This is a genomic window from Enterococcus sp. DIV0358 (assembly GCF_051713465.1).
Taxonomy (GTDB): domain Bacteria; phylum Bacillota; class Bacilli; order Lactobacillales; family Enterococcaceae; genus Enterococcus; species Enterococcus faecalis.
This window is the reverse complement of the sequence record NZ_JBIOPX010000001.1, coordinates 1090584-1112200: the sequence shown is the minus strand read 5'-3', so window position 1 is coordinate 1112200 and position 21617 is coordinate 1090584. Positions and strand designations below refer to the sequence as shown.

Here is a 21617-nt window from a genome sequence, read left to right as displayed (position 1 = left end):
AAGTATTATTTTAACCAAAAAAAGCCCCCTTGCGTCACCAAGGAGGCTTTTTTTGTTATTTTTTTACTTTAAATTTAAAGAAAAGCTGATTTGTTTGACTAATTTTCTGTTTCTTTTCTAGCCTATTCGTCAAAAATGATTGAAACTTTTGGTTCGTCTTCTATACTATCTTCCTATAAAGTTCTTACTCTTTTAAGTATCAGCTTCTGTCAATAAAAGTCCTCATTTGGCATTGCTAATCTGAATACAGTATGACTACTTGTTGCCGCTATTTTTTACTGTTATTTTACTCTTTAATTGAAGCGCTAGAAACGCTGTCAACTGTTGGCTTTTCGGTCGCTGACTCTTCTTCATGGACTGATGCACTTGAGACACTATCTGCCGTTTCTGGCGCTTCTTTTTTGGAGGCACCACTGACTGCATCGACGTTTTTTCCACCGACTAATTCTTGCCCAGTTTGTTTTAAATACCAATTAACAATTGGTTTAAAGTCTAAAATATACTCATTAATTCCCGCGTAATTTCCATTATCATCATACATCGCTTGATAATTATGCACTACATAGGTATCTGGTCCGTGCATTGGAACATGAACGCGAATAGCATCTGTTTTTCCTGACCGTAATTGTTGAATCACCCATTCTACATTTTTCAATGCTTTTGGCGGATGGCAATTCGCTAATGGATTACCAACTTGTCCTGGTTGCCGTTTAGCAAACATTTCTTCAGCAGCCATTTTTTTATTGTAATATAAAAATTGATTGTTACTGTCTGCGTAAGTCAATTCCATTGGCATTGATTTTAAGAAATAATTTAGCTGATCAACGGTTAAAATGCCTCGATCTAATTTTACGTATGTGTCGCCTTCAACAGCCTGAACCGCTTCTGCTGCTTGTTCTACCCAATCATCTGCTGCCATATCAACCCCTTCGATCGTTGTTTCAATGGTTCCTTTTGCATGTAAATCTTCAGGTAAGTCTTTTGGCTTAGCCCCTTCTAATTTTGAAATCACATCAATGAATTCCACGAATTTTTGTAATGTGCTTTCTAAAAATTGACGTGTTCCCTCCGCAATTAAGTTGCCGTTTTCATCAAATGCTTCTTTAGCTTTCCCTAATAAAAACTCGTTCCCAGGCATCACGATTGCATTGACACCAGGTGCATCAAGAATTTGACGGAGATGTAATTGCGCACGCGAGGTTCCTTGATCATAATAAGAGCATCCAACAATCATTACTGGTTTGTTTTCCAGCGGATGAATTTTGAAAGATAACCATTCTAACACACTTTTCAAACCGGCAGGAATGGTATGGTTATGTTCGGGCGTCGCAATAATTACGCCGTCTGCTTGTAAAATTTTGCGATTCATATTCTGAATCAAGACACTGTTCGTTTGATCCTTACTTTGATTAAACATTGGAATATCTTTAATTTCTAAAATTTCCAAGTCGAACATTTTATAAAACTCTTTGCCAATATATTGCAGTAGTAACCGATTATAAGAAGAATCAGCGTTTGATCCGACAATCCCAATTAATTTCATTTTATTCACTCCATTTCGTTAAATCGTTTCCCATGAGAAATTTTCTGCTTCTTTTTTATTTTGCGCATGCGCATGTTTCAGCTGTTCTGTAATTTCAATAAATACACAAAAATCTGCAAACAAACCAGCTAGTTTATCTATTTGTTCTGAATCTTTTAACGCATTGTTTTCATCAAAAGCTTGTAAGGAATGCGCTAATAGAAATTCAGAGCTTGGCATAATTCGTGCTTTCAATTCAGGAGCATCTAAAATTTGACGCAGATGCGCTTGTGCTCTAGAGGAACCTAACGTGCCATAGGATGCACCAGTAATCATAACTGGTTTATCAACAAACGGAAAAATCCCGTAAGATAACCAACTTAGGGCATTCATCAAAGAAGCCGGCACCGCATGGTCATATTCAGGCGTACTGATAATGACGCCATTTGCTGCTTCAATTTTTTCAGCAACCGTTTTAACTATTTCTGGCAAAACTTTGTCTTCTGGCTTGTTAAACATAGGAAAGTCAACAATTTCAACTAGTTCAATGTCAGCCTCCTGCGCAAAATAGTGTTGCATAAATTGCAAAAGTTGACGATTGGTTGATTGCTCTGAGTTCGTTCCTACTAAGCCGATAATTTTTTTCATAATGAGCTGTCCTTTCTTTTTCGGTTCTATGAATGGATAATGTGAAGAGTATCTGCTAACCCACTGCTATATAAAATTTGCTGGTCTTGTGTAATGATGACTCCTTCAATCCCATCTAGTTGATTGAGAATTTCAAGCGCTACTGGAATTGGATAACCAAATAAACGCGTTGTCCAAATCTCACCATCCACTGAAGCATCCGAGATAATTGTGATGCTGGCCATTTCAGTTTCCAATGGGTAACCGGTTGTCGGATCCAACAGATGGTGATAGACTCGCCCAGCTTCGGTTAAACTTCTTTCATAAATGCCCGACGTCACAACCGATTGATTAGCCACTTCGACAAGTAAGCTGATTGTTTCTCTTGATTCTTGCGGATTGCGAATACCAATTCGCCATTTTTTGTTTTGATGCGTAGAGGGCCCCAACGTCACAATATTGCCGCCCAGATTAATCAAAGCAGACGTCACATGGACTTCTTTCAAATAGGCAATTAGTAAATCAGCGATATAGCCTTTTGCTAAAGCCCCCAGATCTAATTTCATTCCTTCTTCTTCCAAAAAAACCGTTTGTTTTAATGGATTTAAGTGAATCTTTTCTGGATTAATTTTTTTCAAACAGGCTTTAATCTCCTTTTCTGACGGGACACGGGCGTCTTTAAAACCGATTCGCCACGTTTGAACTAACGGGCCAATGGTAACATTCAAATGACTAGCTGGATCACAACTATGTTTTTTCCCTAATGCAATTAATTGATACAACTCTGGATGAACGCTAACTGGTTTTTGCCCAGCTTGTTGATTGACAGCCATCAGTTCCGAAGTTGAATCATTTGCACTAAAACGTTGTTCATAAGTGATCAATCGTTGATGCACTTCTTCTAGAATTTTTTCAGGTTCTTCATGGTCTACAAATACATCTATTACTGTGCCCATCAAATAAATAGTTTGACTTTGTTGCACCTCAAGACTTCCTCTCCACGAAAGATTGTGTTTTATTTCACATTTATTCACAAATGAATCATACGCCTTTATTTGATGCCAGTCAAGTCGTTTATATATTTTTTTATATAAAATAACGACCTTAAAATTTTCATTTAAGGTCGTAACGTGTCTTGAACTCTTTTAAAAAACGCTTTTTTTATTATATTTTGAAAATAAATATATAATTTTCTATATAAACTAATTATTCTTAGATAAAATTGTTTCTTTCAATGTTTGAATTGCTTCCAACAAGATGCGGTTTTTATTGATTTTTGCATACGCTCGGGCATCTTGTAGTAGTTCTAAAATTTGCTCTTGCGGCTTTTCTTCAGCTAAGGCATTTTTCGCAAGTTGGAAAGCTGCTCTTGCCAAGTAATACGTGACGTGATTATCAGAACAGATGGAAATCGCATACTCTAACAAAGCATCACTTGTTTCTAAATCGCCTTTTTCTGCATAAAAAACACCACAGTGAAAGACAACATTTAATACTCGCCAAGTATCTTCCATTGATTGAATAGTATAAAGATAAATTTCCTTGAAGACCTTATTGAAATAAAATTCTGCTTTCTCAATTTCGCCTTCTTTGGCATAGGCCATGCCAATTCCAGTAAAAGCTAACAAACGGTAAATATCGCTCGTGTATTTTTGCTCTTCAAACAGAAGTTTTTCAAAGGTAAATAAGCAATCCATCAACGAAGCATTTTGAAAAATCATGACAAAGCCTTGTAAATAATAATATTCTAATAACAGTTGGGAATCTTTGATTTCATCAAAAGGAATATTTTTTAAAATTGTTTGCAATTGGTCATGTTCGCTGGTAATCAAGAAGAATTCTGCTTCTTCCATTTTTTCAAGAATTTCAGGTTGTTTAATCCCTACGCGCGGGAAGAGTTCCCCCAAAGGTAGCTCTAAACGATTACATAGTTGGATCAATATTTTTAAAGTTGGGACTTGACCATTCTTTTCAAAGCGACTAACCGTAACTTGCGTACAAATCCCTTTAGCTAATTCACTTTGCGACAAACCACGTGCTTTGCGTTTTTCTATAAACCGTTGTATATTCATTGCTTTTCCTCTCATTCTCATCTTCTCAAACTTACTATAATACAACTTACCTTAAAAATATATATAGAAAAAGAAAAATGTTTATAACAAAAAAGAACACAGACAACTCTTTCATTAAAAGTTTGTCTGCGCTCTATAGAACCTGAATCACTAAACGTCAATCCAGCGTTATTTAATCAATCCGATACGTCATACTTGCTTTGTTTAGAGAGCAGCTCTTTTTTTAGCTTCTTTCACAAACGTATTCATGGCCTGATATAATTTTTCCTTGATTTCTTTGAGATTAGCTTGTTGTAATTCTTTATTGGCAACTAACTGTTGACCGTTCACCCAAACGGCTTCAACATTGCTAGCACTTGCTGAATAAACCAACGCTGAATAGGCATCAAAAATCGGAAACATATTAACTGATTGCGTTTCAATTAATGTTATATCCGCTTTTTTGCCCACTTCCAATGAACCGACTTGCTCCGCCAAGCCTAACGTTTTAGCGCCCCCCATCGTTGCCAGATAAACAATTTCTTTCGCAGGAAACAAAGAGCGATCTTGGTGTGCTGTCTTATGAAAATTCGCAACCATGCGCATTTGGGTGAATAAATCTAATGTATTCCCACTACTAGGTCCATCCGTGCCTAAACCGACAATAATCCCTTGATCAAGCATTTGCTTAATCGGCGCTACGCCTTTGGCTGATTTAGTATTCGCACCGATACAATGAGCGACACGCGCTTTTCCATTAGTAGCAGCTAAACTCGCAAGATCTTCATCTGTTGCCAAAATACAATGCGCTAAAATAAACGGCTCGCTCAAATAACCCAGTTCTTCTAAGAAAGCAATTGGTGTTTTTTGATAGGCTTTTTCAAACTCAGCCATTTCATAAGTCATTTCAGCAACGTGCATGGTCACAGGAACTTGGTATCGCCGACTAAGTTCAATAATTTTTGCCAACACTTCTGGTGAGTTGGTATTCGGTGCATGCGGCGCAAGCATAGGCGTAATCAGCGGATGTCCTTGCCAGTTGCGAATAAAGGTTTCCGCGTAAAAAAGACCGCCTGAAGGTTCCGGACTATCACAAGTGGGCATATCAATGATCGTCTCTCCGAGCAAAGCACGAACACTCATTTTTTTACAACTTTTAGCAATTTCATCTTCAAAATAATACATATCACAAAAGCTCGTAATACCACTCAGTAACATTTCGGCAATTGCATAATCACTACTGCATCCTACTAATTCTTTTGTCATGAATTGTTCTAATGGAAAAAGAAAACGCCGGAGTCGATCTGGCACATCGTCTCCTAACGAACGAAACGGAATCATGCCTACATGGGTATGGGTGTTAATCATCCCAGGCATTAAAATTCCATTTTGACCATCGATTACTTGATTTGCAGCCATTCGCTTTTCATCAAGTGTGGTCATTGGTGCTAATTCCACAATTGTGTCTTCTTCAATCACTAAATAGCCGGCTTTGATTTCTGAAAATTGCTCATCCATTGTTAGTATATGCACATTTTTAATGAGTGTTTTCATGCAAAAGAACTCCATCCTCTGGAAAAACTAATGGATAGAAACGTTGTGACTTCGTATCCATCATCCCAAAATCTGTCACTTTAATGGCTGGCGAGACAGGCAATGATAGTGTAGAAAAAGACATGATTTCATTCATATTTTGATAGCCTAACGCTTGCATAGCTTGTCGGACTTTTTGTAAAGAAGCGCCTAATTGTTCAATCGGTGCTTGCGATAAAATCCCACCAATTGGTAAAGGACAAGTTGCCATAACTTGCTGATCCGAAGCAACCAAATAGCCGCCTTGCATCGCTAATAATTCATTCTGCGCTAACAGAATATCCTCAATCGTATTACCCATCACCATTAAATTATGATGATCATGGGCCCAGGTTGTCGCAATGGCTCCTTTCTCGGAAAGGGGTTGATCCATTAAAGAAAAAGAAATATTGCCATTTTTTCCGTAACGTTCCATCACAATTAATAAGGCACAGTTGGCTTTTTGCCATTGCAACAATCCATTTTCAACAGGAATTTCTTTTGTAATTCGCTCTGTAAATGTGCCAATTTCTTGTTTTTGAATCACATTACAACGAACTGTTTCTTTTGTTGTAGCCACCTTTAAAAGTAAATCTTCTTCTGTTAACTTTTTACATTGGATGGTTTGTTGGTAAGCGGCTGGAAACTCTTCGATTTTTTCTGGATAATGGAAGGGCTCGCCTTTTTCAAAAACGACCTTTCCAGATTTATAAACCGTATTAATATCAAAACTTTCTAAGTCATTTAATAACAAAAAGTCAGCTTTTTTACCAGGTGCAATTTCGCCACGATCATGGAGACCCATTCGTTTGGCCGGCGTATAAGTTACCATATAAATGGCTTTTTCGATAGGCAATCCTGCATGAACGGCTTTTTTGACATTTTCATTTAGATGACCTTTTAGCAAATCATCAGCCATCACGTCATCCGTGATAATACTTGCATAATTGTAGAAGTCATTGTCTACTATCACCTGAATATTTTCAGGAGTGATTGATTTATTTTGAAATTGAATAAAGACGCCCGCTTCAATCTTTTCTTTTAACGTTTTAGGAAATTGATGGGTATGATCTGAAGTGATACCACTATATAGAAAATCTGCTAACTCTTGATCTTCGATTTTAGGACAGTGGCCTTCTAAAGGCATGGTTGGTCGTTGTTTTTGACACAAATCGATAATTTGACGAATTAAAGAATCTGGCTCATAGGAAATCCCTTTAAAATTCATGGCTTCCCCTAAACAAATCACTTTTGGTTCTTTGAGTAATTCTGCTACTTCTGCTAAGCCGATAATCCCACCAGTTGTTTCTAATTCGGGAGTGGTCGAAGGAACCGAAGAAGGAATTGCGTGAAAGATATCTAGTTCTGTTTCAGCGGCCATAAAAGCTTTTAAGCCTTCTAAGCCAAATACGTTAGCCATTTCATGGGCATCGGCAATCACCGTTGTCACACCGTAACGCACTACTGCTTTGGAAAAAATAGTAGGTGTCGTCATGGAACTTTCAATATGCATGTGTGCATCAATTAAGCCGGGAATCATCCATTGATTCTCGGCATTAATTGTTTTTTTGGGCTGCAAATTGACGTTCTCTTCTTCATAAATGTAATAAAATTTATCATTTTTAATCGCAACATTTCGTTGAACGAATGTTTGAGTGACTGTTTGATACAGCCACACATTTTTTAGTAATACATCGACGTTCATTTTGTCCCTCTTTTCTAAAACTATTGATTCATCGTCCGATTCCATTGATCAATCCAATCCGCTAGTTGACTATTAATAAAATTAAAATCGACTGTTTTGGCACGTTCGGCAATGGCACCATATGTTTTATTTTTCGCTTCTTTTTCGCTTAGCGTTACTTGTTGATTTGTAGGTCCTTCATTTAATGAAATCGCTTTGGCCTTTTGTGATTCTTCACTAATCCGTGCGTTAACAAATTTAAAGGCGGTTTCTTTGTTTTGTGCTTTTTTAGGAATATTGACTGTATTATAGTTGGCATACGTGCCGCTTTCTGGGACGACATACGTCACGTTTTCTGCTGCGCCTTGAATAATATCAACCGCAAAATCAGCAACCACAGCTGCTTCAATTTCACCAGATTGGAACATATTAGCTAAGTCTGACGATTTTGAATACGTTTTAACAACGTTTGGTTTTAATTCTTTCATCGCTTCAAAAGCGGCCTTCCCGTTATCTTTTGTAATATCTTGACCAGCATGTTCACTAGCAACGTACAACATTAAAGGACCTGCCGTCGTGGCAACGTCTGGAACAGAAATTTTACCTTTCAAATCAGCTGACCATAAGTCATCCCAGTTCTTAATTTCTTTGCCTAATTTTTCTTTGTTGTAAACAATCCCGATACTGTTTACAGCGATTGGTACGCCAGCACCACTTTCAAAAACCTCTTTTGCTCCCGGCGTTAACTGACTTAAATTAGGTACTTCTTTTTCTGTAATTTTTTCAAATAACCCTTCTTTTCCACCTTGTGCTGCATTTGCTTGTGCTAATTCAATGACATCAATTCCCGAATTGGGATTATTTTTTAATTTCGTAAAGCGGTCTGCGCTATTGCCTACTTCTAAGGTAACTTTCGCTTCATTCTCTTTTTCAAATGGAGCGATGATGTCTTTTTTGACAATATCTTCACTTAATCCGAAAGTTGAAACGACTAAAGCATTACTTCCACCTTTGCTCTCGCTTTTCGTAGTTGCTTCGCTGTTTCCACAAGCAGTCATTAATAACGTTGCAGCGACTAATGTCCCTAAAATTACGCGTTTTTTCATTTTTTAATCTTCCTCCAAAATGGTTTTTATTTTTCTAAAATAACTAATTTCTCAGCTGGAAAAGCCAAGTGAATGGTTTCGTTTGTTTCATATAACTGTTCACTTGTTCCATTAACCAGCAATGTACCTAACGCTGTTTCCACTTCATATTGATAGCTTTTCCCTAAAAATGTTCGGACAGCGACAGTACCTGCGACAGTATTAGTAGCAGCTTCTGAAACAATCTCGATGTCCTCTGGACGAATCGTTGCCACTGTCGTTGTAACATTTGGTTCAGGATTAGTCGTTTTCACTATTTGATCTGTTTGTGTCCGATAATGACCAGCTTCCATTTTTTCAACAGAGAAAAAGTTTTCAAAACCGATAAATTCTGCAACAAACTTAGTACGAGGCAAACGATAAATCGTTTCTGGTGAATCATATTGTTCAATCACGCCATTATTCATAATGGCCACTTTATCTGAAATAGAAAAGCACTCTTCTTGGTCATGTGTGACAAAAACTGTCGTAATGCCTAATTGTTGTTGAATCCGTTTGATTTCAATCCGCATTGCCACACGTAATTTTGCATCTAAATTACTCAACGGTTCATCTAGTAGTAATAGTTTAGGTTCGATAATCAGAGCCCGTGCTAGCGCAACCCGCTGTCTTTGACCACCAGATAATTGTTTTGGATAACGGTCTCCCAAGCTTTCTAAACCACATACTTTTAGCATTTCCGCGACTTTTTGGTCCATGGTTTGTTTGCTTTCTTTGCGTAATTTCAGCCCAAAAGCCACATTTTCTGCAATCGTTAAATGGGGAAATAACGCATAGCTTTGAAAAACCATCCCGAAGTTTCTTTTATGGACAGGAACCTTTGTTAGTTCTTCTTGGTCAACGAAAAACTGTCCGTCGTTTGGCTTAATTAATCCAGCAATCACTCTTAGCGTAGTCGTTTTACCACAACCACTCGGTCCTAATAAAGAAACTAACTCTCCTTTTTCCATTGAAATATTTAAATCTTTTAAAATATCTTGTTTTCCGTCATAGCTGACGCGAATATCTTTTAAATCTACAAAAGTCAAAATTTTCTCCTCTTTCTATCTCGTGCTTCTTCCATGTTTTAGGCAATGGAAGCTAGTCCCAACGTTTTTTCAATTAAAAACATTAAGCCCATTGTTAGTAGCATCAACAATACAGAAATTGCTGAAACAGTTGGATCATAATTGTATTCCATATAACTTAATAAAGAAGTAGGCAGCATCGTCACACCGGGACCTGATAAAAACATCGATACAGGAACATTGTTAAACGAATTGACAAATGCTAACATAAAGGCTGCAAAAATTCCCGAAGACACATTGGGTAAAACAATTTGAATGAAAGCTCGCAATCTTGTACAACCTAATGTCCAAGCTACTTCTTCCATTGAATAATCTAGTTGTTCCATACTTGACCCAACCACTCGAATAATATAAGGCAAACTAATTAAAAAATGCCCCATTAATAATCCTTGAAAGACAGGCAAACCTAATTTAATAACAATATATTGAAATAACGTATACCCGACCACAATTCCTGGAATCACAGTTGGGGATAAGAAAAAGCTTTTAATAAAGTTGCGCCCGCGAACGGAATAACGTGCCAGCGCATAGGAAGCCGGAATCCCTACTATTAATGCTAAAACAGTCGCTAATACCCCAATCAACAAGCTTAACTTAAAACTGTCCATAAACGTTTCCGATTGTAATGCTTTGGCGTACCAATCTAAAGTAAATCCTTTAATCGGAAATTGAATCGCTGCGGCTGTTCCAAAAGAAGTCACCACAATCAAACATAATGGTAAAAATAAAAACAGAAAAACTAGAATTGCAATAACAGATAGTCCTTTTTGCTTACGCATGATTTGCTTCTCTCCGATCTACTTTCTTAGCGACCATGTCTAGGCCTTTCATCACAATTAATGTTGTTAAAATCATAATAAATGCAAGAACACTCGCCGATTGCCAATCACCTAAAGTATTAGCCTTTTGATATAAGAAGGTCGACATCATCATTTTTTGGTTACCACCTAACAGCTGTGGCGTCGTATAAGCCGTTAAAGTTCCTGTAAACACTAATATACTTCCTACGATGGTGCCTGGAATTGATAAAGGTAAAACAATTTTCCGAAAAGCCGTCATTGGATTGGCGCCTAGCGTCTCAGCCGCTTCTAGCATTTCTCCTTCAATGTTTTCCATAACCCCAACTAAGGTCATAATCATTGTTGGTAAAAATAAATACACTGAACCGATAATAATTGCAAATTCTGTATACAATAAATTCAGCGGTTGCTCAATTAAGCCTGTTTTTAATAACAACGTATTCACTACACCGTTTTTTCCTAAAATGTTAATCCAAGCAAAACTTCGAATAACTGAATTGGTTAATAGTGGAAACAAGGTCATAGCCATTAAAAACCCACGCCATTTTTTGGAAACCCCAGCAATAAAGTATGCCGTTGGAATGCCCAACACGATTGAAATACCCGTCACAATTAACGAAACTCTTATCGTTCGCCAGAAAATTGAAACATTATAGTCATCTTTAAAAAAAGTAACATACTGATTTAGTGTCAAGCCATGATCAGTAAAAATGGTTGGCAAAATGCTAGTAATTAATGGAATCATTAAGAAAAATAATAATAGTACTAGCCCCGGTGCCACAATTAAATAAGGAACTTTCTTGTTCATTCGTACACTCCTCGTTCGTTTTTTCACTTCATCAGTATACGCAAGGAAAACGTATATTTCAACACATTTTCATCTTTTTGTTCGTTTTTAAACCCGAACGTTCGTATATTTTTTCGAAAAAGGTTATTAAAAAATAAAACACGAACATTAAACAAAAAAAACACAAACAAAACTGTTTGTGTTTTTTGTCAACTTTTTTATTTATCACTTAATTTTCTTGGAACGTTTGATCCTTTTCCATCATTTTCACTATAATACCATCTTGATACACCTGATAATATCCGAACAATTCATTCTCTTTTGAGACACTATTCTTTTCAGATATAATTTGAACAACATAACTTCCTTTATTTGACTGCTTAAACGTATAATGAAACGCCGAGTCATTCGTTGGTATCCCTAAACCATTTTGTAAAAATTCAATCGCTTCCTGTTTAGTATAAGATTCTGCTTCTAATTGCGTTCCTAAATGCGGATTTTTTTGATCAACAAATTGTCTTGCTTTGTCATTATTAGCAGACTTTTCTATGACGACTTCCTGTTGCGAATTCCTACTTCCTGAACAGCCAGATAATACAAATAAAATCATCAACAACCCCAAACACTTACTCAAAGTTTTCTCCTCCTCTCCATTTTGATTAGTGATACTTGATGATTTCTTTTATATTTTAGCATGCTTGATATAACGAATTGTGCTCAAAAAAGACAGAATCAACAAGTAAAAATTGTCGACTCATCTTTCTCTACTAATATTAAACACTATCTGTCTCAATATTTTCGAATTCCCTGTAAATTACTGATAAATAAAAACAGCTCCTTTTGCGTATACTTATATTATCAGCACCTAAAGGAGGAACTTTCTTGAAGCAAAAAAATCTACTCACTTATCAATCACTTACAGCCTTGTTGCTAGTATTCAGTCTCTTTAGTTTTGACCCATCGGTTTCTTTTGCCACCCGTTCTGGAAAAACGCCTGTTTCAGTTGAACTAGAACTTGGAGGGCTGCCTGGTGATGAATCGGTTGACGATGCCATTGATCCTGATTTAGAAAATCCTAACACTAGTTTTGACTTGCTCTTTATTCCGAAAGAATTTACTTTTGAAACCCAAGCGATTTCTGGTGATTTAACGGCAGTTCCTATACGACCTTCTGAAGGCAATACTCATACAATGAGACACTTCGGGATGGGGGATGTTCGCGGAGCCTTAACTGGTTGGCATGTCACTGCTGAAATCCCACACATGCGAAACGAAGCTCATTCTTTACTAGGCATCATTACGTTTCAATTAACAGGCAGCTATGCTCGCTATGACAAAACGTTAAGGCGTTTCTTTATGACAAATACAATGTATGGACTGGATTTTTCAGAAGATCCTGCTGCACCCGACTTCCCGACCAACCCAATTATTATCGGTAACGGTGCGACTTTAATGAGTAACGCTGGTGATAGAAAAGGACAAGGAATGTGGAGCGGCCGCATGACCGATATTTCTCTTGCAATCCAAACCCCTGTTTCACAATTATTTCCTGGCGCATATACAGGTTCGATTATCTGGAATTTAATCTCTGGACCTGCATAAAATAAAAAAACTCTTAGAAAACTAGCGGAATCACTACTCTTCTAAGCGTTTTTTTATATCATAAGGACTATTTGCTCCTTCTATTTGTCTAAGCATGCTTTACCACTTTTCGTTTAACGAATCACTTGGCCCCAACGGTAATCAAACTGATACTCTTGATTACCATTATTCAGGTTAATTTTGTATAAATAACGCGGGACTTTAATGAATAACGCATCCTCTACTTGAAAAGCTTCAATAGGTACATTTTCTTTAGTTAAAAGCAACGGTGTTTGCCACTCGTATGTTTTTTTCTGCCAATTGTATAAGCCAACTATCGCTTGATTACTTTGTCTTTTCTTGTATGACAGAACATAATAATTTGCTTCATCTTTCTTGCCTAATAAAACTGGTGCTATTAGTTGCTCTTCTAGTTTTCCTTGCACTGTTGTACGCTCTTCCGATGACAGCTCTTGACCAATTTGACTCTCATTTGAATCTACCGTCCATTTAGGCGCTTCTTGTGTTTGAAAGACTTCTTTGAAAGTTGGGTCTTGTTTTAACTGCCAATTTTTCAAATCTAATTGATAATATCGATTGTTTAATCCATAAATATAGAGATAGCGATTATCCATAAAACGATAATCAACGAAATCAGAGCTTAAATAGTCTTTTAATTCAGGGAATTTCTTCACTAAATCTGCTTCAGAAAACTGTTTTTTCCCTGTTTTTGTATCTAGTAAGTAAATGGCCTCGTTATCAGCATTATTCAAAACCACATATTGATCTGTTTGACCAATTAAATAATCACGCCAACCTAAACGTTTACTCCACATTCGTTCGCCCGTCTGACTATTAACAGAAATCACTTGGAACAATGAGTTACTGGTGCTAATGCCATTCGTTCGTCCATTTGGAATAATCATTCGCTCGATTGAAGTTAAGCCTTTCGTTTTTTCAGAATAAAACGTCGCACTTTTCTCTTCAATCGTTACTGAACGAAACATTCCGAAAAAGATTAAACCAGCAAAATGTACCACTGCAAGATAAACCAATAAAATTAACGCATAGGGAACCAGTCTCCTTGTACTCCGCCTTCTTATTAAGGAAATAACCAAAATACCACTAATTACTATAAAAATAATTGCTACAATGATAACAAAAATATCATGATAGAGCCAACCAGACAATTGCCAACTTCTATAAAGTGTGTCCATTACGCCATCCTTTCCAATTGTTATTTGCTTATTATAAAAAGGATACTATTTTTTTTTGAAAAATAACAACAAAAAGCGACGAACAGCAATAAGCCCATTCAAGTTGACCTAGTTAGTCAACTTGAATGGGCGTGGAGAAATGTGCCTTGTTATTCAGTTATTCCGCTTCTTCAATTGCGGACAAAGCTTTTGCAATATCAATTTCTTTATTCCGATAATCAGCATCATGAACTGGAAAATGCTGTCGCAATTCTGCTGTTTCCATCCACGAAACAGTCCCTTGTTTAATGCCAAAATCAAGAATGTGCCCACCAAATTGGTGATCCTCACTGATAAAGTGCAAATGAAACCCTGCGGCAGAGGCACCATGAAATAATTTAGGTGTAAAGAACCCTACAATTGTTCCCTGAATATTCTCCGCCGTAAATTCAGGTTGATTGCGTGCGGCTTCTACAAATGGTGGATACGGTTTTTCTTGTTTAGGTGCCACACGGACATGCATCTTCGCAAAAAGACCGCTAATTTTAATTGCCGCAAAAAAATTAGGACTAATTTTTTCTAAAATTTGTGCTTTAATATTTTCATCGGTTTCCGTTGATACAGGGAATGCGCCATCTTCTTGAAAACGAGTAACTGCGGCATATGGCGTTAATTCTTCGCCTTCTAGAATAGTAATTTCGCCAGTTTGATTTGCATGATACAATGTACCGTCCAATAAAATAATTTCGCCATTTGATCCTTCTAATGTCCCAATTCCAAAATCACCTTGCGTGAGTAACGTACCAATTTCTGCCGTTCCTGCCATCAAACTTTCCATTAAACCGCCTAGCGTACCATGTTGATAAACATATTGTTCGCTCATTTTTCCATCTCCTAATAAAGTTGATCTGGTAACAATGTTTTACCTAATTCTTGATTATCTGAATAATCCACAGGAACATCAATAATCACTGGGCCTTCTGTTTGCATTCCTTCTTCTAAAGCTGCGGCAAATTCTGCTTGTGAATGAACTCGAACCCCTTTGGCTCCAAAAGCTTCAGCATACTTCACAAAATCAACTGGACCAAAATCTACGCCAGAGGATCGATTATATTTCATTTCTTCTTGGAATTTAACCATATCATAACTACCATCATTCCAAATAATATGCACGATATTTTGCTTTAAACGAACCGCTGTTTCTAATTCTTGCGCCGAAAATAGGAAACCGCCGTCCCCAGAAACAGAGATAATTTGTGTATTCGGACGAACCAGCGCAGCCGAGATTGCCCAAGGCAAAGCGACACCTAATGTTTGCATACCGTTACTAAATAATAAATGACGCGGTTCATAACTTCTAAAGTGGCGAGCCATCCAAATGTAGTGACTCCCTACGTCAACAGTAACTGTCATTTCATTCGTGGTTTTTTCTTGAAGCGTTTGAACAATTTCTAATGGATGTAATCGATTTTCAATTGTACTTGTTTTTACTTCTTTAATCGTTAATTTTTCTTGAAGCGTTTCTAAATAATCTTGCGCATCTTCTGTTAATATTGGTTCACTAAATACTTCTGATAATTTCAAAATATTTTTAGACATATCACCAATTAGCTCTTCTTCCGGTTGCATATATTGATCAATTTCCATTTGAACTTCATCAATAACAATAACGCGCGCATCTTTTTCTGCGTTCCAATTACGTGCCTCATATTCAATTGGGTCATAACCAATCGCAATCACTAAATCACTTCTTTTTAACAAACGATCCCCAGGTTGGTTTCGAAATAAACCAACACGCCCAAAGAAATGTTCTTCTAATTCTTTTGAAATAATTCCTGCTCCTTGGAACGTTTCCACGACTGGCAAACCAGTTATAGCAACCAATTCACGAATGGCTGCGGTAACTTTTCGTGCAGAGGCCCGCATTCCTAAAAGTAAAACAGGTAATTTCGCTTGCTTGATTCGTTCAGCTAAAGCTGCGATTGTTTCTGCTGATGCATGGCCCAGTTTCGGAGCTGACAAAGGCTTAATTGCTTCGCCTGTCACCGGACTATCTGTGACATCTTGTGGGATCGATAAGAATGTTGCACCTTTTTTCGCTGTTTTGGCGATACGGTAAGCATTGGCAATATTTTCAGATAATGTTTCTGGATCTTGAATTTCTGTACTGAATTTTGTTATTGGACTAAATAATGCAGCATTATTCATGCTTTGGTGAGTTAATTTTGACAAATCGGACCGTTTCACTTGTCCAGCCAATGCTAAAACAGGGTCCCCTTCTGCAGTCGCAGTTACTAACCCAGTTGCTAAATTGCTGGCACCAGGTCCACTAGTTGCAATAACTAAGCCAGGCTCTCCCGTCAAACGACCAATCCCTTGTGCCATAAAGGCTGCATTTTGTTCATGTCGAGCTAAAATTAATTCTGGGCCTTTGTCAACTAATGCATCAAAAACCCCATCAATTTTTGCACCGGGAATCCCAAAAATATAGGGCACTTCGTGATTGATTAAACTTTCTACTATGATATCTGATCCTTTTTTACTCACTGTTATACCTCCAATTAAAATCTGTACTAATTACAAATACAAAAATACCACTAAAATTCTAATTAATCAACAATGAAACACCTTGAAAACGTGTAATATACTAATTCGCATATTTTAATAGAATTGGGATATTTCAAAAGATTAAGCAAAAATAATGCAAAATACCTTAAAGTTTTATAGTCTTTCAACAATTATTATATACTTCTTCACTAAAAATTAGTAAAATTAACCTATAAGAAAAAAATCACAACCTGTGATAAATTATTGGAGGAAAAATATGTCAAAAGGGAAGAAAATTTTTGCCATTATCTTTGGGATTATCTTGGTTCTATTTCTTGCAGTTGTTGGAATGGGAGCAAAACTTTATTGGGATGTTTCTAAATCAATGGATAAAACCTATGAAACAGTAGAACGATCTAAAAAAAGTCAGGTCAATTTAAACAATAAGGAGCCTTTTTCTGTTTTATTATTAGGGATTGATACAGGCGATGATGGGCGTGTCGAGCAAGGTCGTTCGGATACAACAATTGTTGCAACAGTTAATCCTCGTGACAAGCAAACAACCTTAGTCAGTCTTGCTCGCGATACCTATGTTGATATTCCAGGTCAAGGAAAACAAGATAAATTGAATCACGCCTATGCTTTTGGTGGCGCATCTTTAGCAATGGACACAGTTGAAAACTATTTAAATATACCTATTAATCATTATGTTTCAATTAATATGGCTGGTTTAAAAGAATTAGTCAACGCGGTTGGCGGAATCGAAGTGAACAATAATCTGACTTTTTCTCAAGACGGATATGATTTTACGATTGGTAAAATTTCATTGGATGGTGAACAAGCACTCTCCTATTCAAGAATGCGTTACGAAGATCCTAATGGTGACTACGGCCGCCAAGAACGTCAAAGAAAAGTGATTGAAGGCATCGTCCAAAAAGTCTTAAGTCTTAACAGCGTAAGCAACTATCAAGAAATTTTAACAGCTGTTTCTGATAATATGAAGACAGATTTAAGTTTTGATGACATGAAAAAAATTGCCTTAGACTATCGCAGTGCCTTTGGTAAAGTGAAACAAGACCAACTTCAAGGTACTGGTTTTATGCAAGATGGTGTTTCCTACCAACGTGTGGATGAACAAGAATTAAATCGTGTCCAACAAGAGTTGAAAAATCAATTGAATACAAAATAAAAATAAAACCCACGAGTACTATAAATACTCATGGGTTTTATTTTCTCTTCTATTAACGTTCTTGTTTTACCGCTTCTAAAGCCGCTGTATTAATAATATTCCAAGGTTTGTCAAACGCTGGTTGGAAGAAGAAATCCGCATAGGCTAAGTCTTCAATTGTCATTTTGGCTTGAATCGCTAATGAAATAGCATTAATGTTTGCAGTTAAATCTGCTTTTGACATTAATTGAGCGCCTAAAATTTGTGTTGTTTCAGGATCATACACTAATTTAAACCAAGCTTTTTGTTTGTCTGGATTAAAGTCCATCAAGTAGTCTTCTACTACTGTCACCGCTTTTGTTTCTTTTCCTAATTTTTGAGCCATGACTTCGTTAATCCCTGTTGAAGCAAATTTATAATCAAAGACGGCCAAGCCAGAAGATCCTTGAACACCAGGGAAAGGTTTAACTGGTTCCTCTAGGTTTTTCACAGCAAAGCGACCTTGTTTACGAGCATTCGTTGCTAAGGCAATATTTACTTCTGTGTCTGCAGGATTGTATTTAATTAACGTAGCATCCCCTACTGCAAATACATCTGGCTCACTTGTCCGCATGTATTCATCCGTCTTGATTAGGCCATTCGGATGTAATTCTAAGGTACCTTTTAACCAAGCAGTGTTTGGACGGACACCAACCGCTACAACGACCAAATCAGCATCGTACGCATTTTTATCTGTAACGACTTTTTGCACACGACCGTCGCCTTCGTAACGTTCAACTGTTTCACCAGTTGCAATGGTAATATTATTAGCTTCCATCTCTTCTGTTAAAACATCTGTAAATTCTTTATCTAGATATACCCCTAATGGACGATCTAAAATGTCAATAACAGTAACCTTTTTGCCGGCTTTTGCAAATGCTTCGGCAGCTTCAATCCCAATATAACCACTACCAATCACAACCACATTATTGACTTCTGGATCTACTGTTTTTTGTTTTAATTTAATGGCCCATTGACGACCACGCATCAAGTAAATATTATCCAAATCTTTACCTGGAATATCTAATTCAAATGGGACAGCTCCGGGACTGATGATTAATTTATCATAATTTTCAACACGTTCTTCACCTGACACTAAATCTTTCACTGTCACTTGATGTTCTTTTGGTTGAATCGCTGTAATTTCAGTATTAGAAAAGACATTTACACCACGGCTCTCCATTTTTTCGCCAGTCATATAGCGAACAGAATTAACATCTTTCACTTTTCCTTCTAGGTACAACTGCATGCCACAAGACAAGAATGAGATAAAATCACCTTTCTCATACCATTGAATTTCTGCATCAGGATGAAGATTTAGTAATTCCTCTACCGCTTCATAACCTCCATGTGATGATCCTAAAACAATAACTTTCATCGCTCGTTCCTCCCATATAATATTATTTCTTACATAATAAAGAATATCATATATTCTCAAAAAATAACAAATAATATCCTCTTTTCCATTCTCAATTAAGTTCTTTAAATGAGAATAAAAAGGAGTATCCTCTGTATTTCACCACTTTTCAATTACTTTTTTATTTACTAAAAAATAAAAAATACTAAATTCTCCGATACGATTGATAGGGACGCCCCACTTTTAAATAGCTATTTTTACTTTCTAAAAGGTTATTTTTTTCTAGAAACAACACATATTTGCGAACAGAAACATGTGAAAGCTGACTCGCTTCTGATAATTCTTGAATCGTAAAATAGTCAGTAAATTCGTCTATTTTTTTTAACAATAATTGTAATGTTGCTTGTGTTAGTCCTTTTTCTAAGGATAGGTTTTGAATATCTTGTTCATTTTTACGTGCGTTTGTCTGTGAAGAATGAAACAATTGGTCCACTTTTGTTTGCGAAAGCTCCTTCGTTTCCAGCGTGAATTGAGCAGCTTTTTTCTGATAGTTTTCGATACTTTGTTGAAATCGTTCAAAAGAGAAGGGTTTAACTAAATAGTCTAAAACGCCTAAATGTAAGCTTCGTTTAACGTTTTCCAACTCGTTGGCAGCCGTAATCAGGATGACTTCTGTGTCAATTTTTTCATCTCTAATTGTTGCCAGATAGGTCAAGCCGTTGCCATCTTTCAAATGAACGTCTAATAAAACAAGTGCTGGTTGTTTTTCTTTCGTTAATTGTAGACCTTCAGCAATTGTTGCAACCGTAAAAATAGTCGGTTGGTGAATTAATTTTTCAAGATATTTTTGATGTATATATGCAACCATAGGATCGTCTTCAATAATCAATAGGTTCATTTTCCTCTGCTCCTTCGTAATGAACATTTATGCGAAGGACAAGCCAATTGTTTTGTTGGTTTTCCCAAGTCAATGTCGCTTCCGCATTCTCTAATAATCTTGCCAAATAAGAAGTGAAAAACTCTTGCTCAAAGCGTTCCAGTTGTTCTTTTGGATAAGCAAACGAATAAGTCGTCGTCAAACTTCCTGGCTGATAATCAATGGTTTCAATGATCTCTTCTGGTAACGGTTGTTCCATCAGGAAACGATGAATATAACGGTAGATAGCAATCAAATTTTGCGTATCTTCATCTCGTTTATTTGGTGGAATTTCTGGATAAATTTCAATAGCTAATTGTGTTTTAATTTCTGCAAACTTGATTCTTTCCCCACTTAAAAAACCTGCTAGAATAGGATTCCTAACCAAAATAGCTAAGCGCTGTGCAAATTCCTTTTCTGGTTTCAATAAATCGGCTAGATAATGTTTTAGCGCCTCATAATCTTCTAAATCGACTAAGCCATAAATGACATGCATCTTATTCATAAATTCGTGTGATTGACTTTGTAATGCCGAAGCATATGTTGTTGTGCTGACAAGCTGTTCTGCGACAATAAACGTTTCCGTCGCATTTTTCAGAAAGATAACATGCCCAATTGTTTTTTTACGGACATTAATCGGGGCGATTGAGACGAAATAATCCTGGCCATTTTGACGATAGAATTGCTCTGTTTTTGAATGTACGATTAATTTTTCAGGAGATAAAACCAATGCTGAAAGTTTCTTTCCTAGTAAATTTTCTTCACTATTTGTTATATTATGATACATTTTAGTCGCCTCAATATTTGCTAATAAAATATTTTGATCGGTATCAATCACAAGGATTGCGTCTTTCGTTTCCTCAAGCATGGCGTTTCGCTCTTCTAATAGACGAGCAATTTCTCTTGGTTCTAAATCGTGAAGTTGTTTTTTTAAATAATAAGAAACCACGATGGCTAATATAAAGCCAAAACCAACACTTAAAAGGACACTCACTGTGTAATCATTTTTTGTTCGTTCAATCAATTGTGAAAGCGAGGTCATTTTAATGCCCATTGCCACAACCCCAATTTGTTTTCCTTGATCATAGACTGGGACAAAACCTCGTAATGATTCTCCTAAACTCCCTTGACTAACAGACAAATGTTCCTCCCCTTTTAATGCTCGCACTTCATCGCCACCTTCAAAATGCTTACCTATTTTTTGGCGATCAGGATGTGTTAAACGAATCCCCTGCATATTCATAATCACGATAAAATCCAACTGATGGATTTCACCTAAACGAACCGTATACGCTTCCAATTCATCTGAATAGTGATCATTCTTTAAGGCTTCAATAACATTCGGTTCAATAGCCAACTGTTCCCCGACGGCTAAAAGTGCTTGCTCTTGGTTTTTACGAACTTCTTTAATTGTTTGGACCGTCGTTACTCCGTAAAAGAAAGTAATCATAATAATTAATGTTGCAATAAAAATCACTGATAAGAAGCACCATAATTTCCCGCCACGCTTCATTCCATCCCTCTTTTCTCTTCAAATAAAGTATAGCATAGGAAGATT

19 protein-coding genes are annotated in these 21617 nt (G+C 36.7%); 2 read left to right on the top strand and 17 right to left on the bottom strand.

The window, feature by feature from the left end; genetic code table 11:
* Positions 1-286: 286 nt before the first annotated feature.
* The 11 genes from IGK70_RS05555 to IGK70_RS05505 form a co-directional block, all read right to left on the bottom strand.
* Positions 287-1543, bottom strand: coding sequence for an NADPH-dependent oxidoreductase (locus IGK70_RS05555; protein WP_104855668.1), 1257 nt, complete (start codon positions 1541-1543; stop codon positions 287-289).
* Positions 1544-1561: 18 nt separating this feature from the next.
* Complete coding sequence (locus IGK70_RS05550) at positions 1562-2170, bottom strand: NADPH-dependent FMN reductase (RefSeq protein WP_104855669.1); 609 nt, start codon at positions 2168-2170, stop codon at positions 1562-1564.
* Positions 2171-2196: 26 nt separating this feature from the next.
* Positions 2197-3132 carry an FAD:protein FMN transferase gene (locus tag IGK70_RS05545; protein WP_310575285.1) on the bottom strand — a complete coding sequence of 312 codons (936 nt, stop codon included), beginning with the start codon at positions 3130-3132 and terminating at the stop codon, positions 2197-2199.
* Positions 3133-3351: 219 nt separating this feature from the next.
* Positions 3352-4242: a helix-turn-helix domain-containing protein gene (locus tag IGK70_RS05540; RefSeq protein ID WP_002382193.1), complete on the bottom strand. Its 891-nt coding sequence runs from the start codon at positions 4240-4242 to the stop codon at positions 3352-3354.
* Positions 4243-4425: 183 nt separating this feature from the next.
* Positions 4426-5754 carry an amidohydrolase gene (locus IGK70_RS05535; protein ID WP_104855670.1) on the bottom strand — a complete coding sequence of 443 codons (1329 nt, stop codon included), beginning with the start codon at positions 5752-5754 and terminating at the stop codon, positions 4426-4428.
* Positions 5738-7522, bottom strand: coding sequence for an adenine deaminase (locus IGK70_RS05530; RefSeq protein ID WP_162783001.1), 1785 nt, complete (start codon positions 7520-7522; stop codon positions 5738-5740). The genes IGK70_RS05535 and IGK70_RS05530 overlap by 17 nt, the downstream gene beginning before the upstream one ends.
* Complete coding sequence (locus tag IGK70_RS05525) at positions 7498-8562, bottom strand: ABC transporter substrate-binding protein (RefSeq protein ID WP_002410748.1); 1065 nt, start codon at positions 8560-8562, stop codon at positions 7498-7500. Before IGK70_RS05525 ends, IGK70_RS05530 begins: the two co-directional genes overlap by 25 nt.
* 26 nt (positions 8563-8588) lie before the next feature.
* Entirely contained in the window at positions 8589-9629 is a 1041-nt protein-coding gene (locus IGK70_RS05520; RefSeq protein ID WP_002382190.1) for an ABC transporter ATP-binding protein, read from the bottom strand.
* Positions 9630-9667: 38 nt separating this feature from the next.
* Complete coding sequence (locus IGK70_RS05515; RefSeq protein ID WP_002357916.1) at positions 9668-10447, bottom strand: ABC transporter permease; 780 nt, start codon at positions 10445-10447, stop codon at positions 9668-9670.
* Positions 10440-11276, bottom strand: a complete 837-nt coding sequence (locus tag IGK70_RS05510) for an ABC transporter permease (protein ID WP_002382189.1) — start codon at positions 11274-11276, stop codon at positions 10440-10442. Before IGK70_RS05510 ends, IGK70_RS05515 begins: the two co-directional genes overlap by 8 nt.
* Before the next feature lie 208 nt (positions 11277-11484).
* Positions 11485-11865 carry a hypothetical protein gene (locus IGK70_RS05505; protein ID WP_002392180.1) on the bottom strand — a complete coding sequence of 127 codons (381 nt, stop codon included), beginning with the start codon at positions 11863-11865 and terminating at the stop codon, positions 11485-11487.
* 230 nt (positions 11866-12095) lie between these two features.
* On the opposite strand from IGK70_RS05505, the gene IGK70_RS05500 reads away from it, so the two are divergent.
* Positions 12096-12857, top strand: a complete 762-nt coding sequence (locus tag IGK70_RS05500) for a WxL domain-containing protein (RefSeq protein WP_438775191.1) — start codon at positions 12096-12098, stop codon at positions 12855-12857.
* Positions 12858-12970: 113 nt separating this feature from the next.
* On the opposite strand, the gene IGK70_RS05495 is transcribed toward IGK70_RS05500, so the two are convergent.
* The 3 genes from IGK70_RS05495 to alsS all read right to left on the bottom strand — a co-directional run bounded on the left by IGK70_RS05495 (position 12971) and on the right by alsS (position 16579).
* A complete protein-coding gene (locus IGK70_RS05495; RefSeq protein ID WP_002357921.1) occupies positions 12971-14053 on the bottom strand; it encodes a PA2928 family protein in 1083 nt (360 codons plus the stop codon).
* A gap of 157 nt (positions 14054-14210) precedes the next feature.
* Positions 14211-14915 (bottom strand): acetolactate decarboxylase, encoded by a 705-nt coding sequence (gene budA, locus IGK70_RS05490; RefSeq protein ID WP_002407114.1) that lies wholly within the window; start codon positions 14913-14915, stop codon positions 14211-14213.
* An 11-nt stretch (positions 14916-14926) separates the two neighbouring features.
* Entirely contained in the window at positions 14927-16579 is a 1653-nt protein-coding gene (alsS, locus tag IGK70_RS05485) for an acetolactate synthase AlsS (protein WP_104855672.1), read from the bottom strand.
* Positions 16580-16856: 277 nt separating this feature from the next.
* Between alsS and IGK70_RS05480 the strand changes: the two genes are divergently transcribed.
* Positions 16857-17768, top strand: a complete 912-nt coding sequence (locus tag IGK70_RS05480; protein WP_002404487.1) for an LCP family glycopolymer transferase — start codon at positions 16857-16859, stop codon at positions 17766-17768.
* Positions 17769-17820: 52 nt separating this feature from the next.
* Here the strand turns inward: IGK70_RS05480 and IGK70_RS05475 are convergent, their stop codons facing one another.
* From IGK70_RS05475 to IGK70_RS05465, 3 genes are all read right to left on the bottom strand, one after another.
* Positions 17821-19164, bottom strand: coding sequence for an NADH peroxidase (locus IGK70_RS05475; protein WP_002357926.1), 1344 nt, complete (start codon positions 19162-19164; stop codon positions 17821-17823).
* A 184-nt stretch (positions 19165-19348) separates the two neighbouring features.
* Positions 19349-20041 (bottom strand): response regulator, encoded by a 693-nt coding sequence (locus IGK70_RS05470; RefSeq protein ID WP_104855673.1) that lies wholly within the window; start codon positions 20039-20041, stop codon positions 19349-19351.
* Positions 20022-21572: a Spo0B domain-containing protein gene (locus tag IGK70_RS05465; protein WP_048949595.1), complete on the bottom strand. Its 1551-nt coding sequence runs from the start codon at positions 21570-21572 to the stop codon at positions 20022-20024. Before IGK70_RS05465 ends, IGK70_RS05470 begins: the two co-directional genes overlap by 20 nt.
* Positions 21573-21617: the final 45 nt, after the last annotated feature.

Bases quoted from the DNA above. Each gene is read 5' to 3' on its own strand.
- IGK70_RS05505 (WP_002392180.1), bottom strand. From the start codon at position 11,865: ATGATTTTATTTGTATTATCTGGCTGTTCAGGAAGTAGGAATTCGCAA.
- IGK70_RS05470 (WP_104855673.1), bottom strand. From the start codon at position 20,041: ATGAACCTATTGATTATTGAAGACGATCCTATGGTTGCATATATACAT.
- IGK70_RS05480 (WP_002404487.1), top strand. From the start codon at position 16,857: ATGTCAAAAGGGAAGAAAATTTTTGCCATTATCTTTGGGATTATCTTG.
- IGK70_RS05525 (WP_002410748.1), bottom strand. From the start codon at position 8,562: ATGAAAAAACGCGTAATTTTAGGGACATTAGTCGCTGCAACGTTATTA.
- IGK70_RS05510 (WP_002382189.1), bottom strand. From the start codon at position 11,276: ATGAACAAGAAAGTTCCTTATTTAATTGTGGCACCGGGGCTAGTACTA.
- IGK70_RS05465 (WP_048949595.1), bottom strand. From the start codon at position 21,572: ATGAAGCGTGGCGGGAAATTATGGTGCTTCTTATCAGTGATTTTTATT.
- IGK70_RS05475 (WP_002357926.1), bottom strand. From the start codon at position 19,164: ATGAAAGTTATTGTTTTAGGATCATCACATGGAGGTTATGAAGCGGTA.
- IGK70_RS05535 (WP_104855670.1), bottom strand. From the start codon at position 5,754: ATGAAAACACTCATTAAAAATGTGCATATACTAACAATGGATGAGCAA.
- IGK70_RS05540 (WP_002382193.1), bottom strand. From the start codon at position 4,242: ATGAGAATGAGAGGAAAAGCAATGAATATACAACGGTTTATAGAAAAA.
- IGK70_RS05530 (WP_162783001.1), bottom strand. From the start codon at position 7,522: ATGGAATCGGACGATGAATCAATAGTTTTAGAAAAGAGGGACAAAATG.
- IGK70_RS05555 (WP_104855668.1), bottom strand. From the start codon at position 1,543: ATGAAATTAATTGGGATTGTCGGATCAAACGCTGATTCTTCTTATAAT.
- IGK70_RS05515 (WP_002357916.1), bottom strand. From the start codon at position 10,447: ATGCGTAAGCAAAAAGGACTATCTGTTATTGCAATTCTAGTTTTTCTG.
- budA (WP_002407114.1), bottom strand. From the start codon at position 14,915: ATGAGCGAACAATATGTTTATCAACATGGTACGCTAGGCGGTTTAATG.
- IGK70_RS05495 (WP_002357921.1), bottom strand. From the start codon at position 14,053: ATGGACACACTTTATAGAAGTTGGCAATTGTCTGGTTGGCTCTATCAT.
- IGK70_RS05550 (WP_104855669.1), bottom strand. From the start codon at position 2,170: ATGAAAAAAATTATCGGCTTAGTAGGAACGAACTCAGAGCAATCAACC.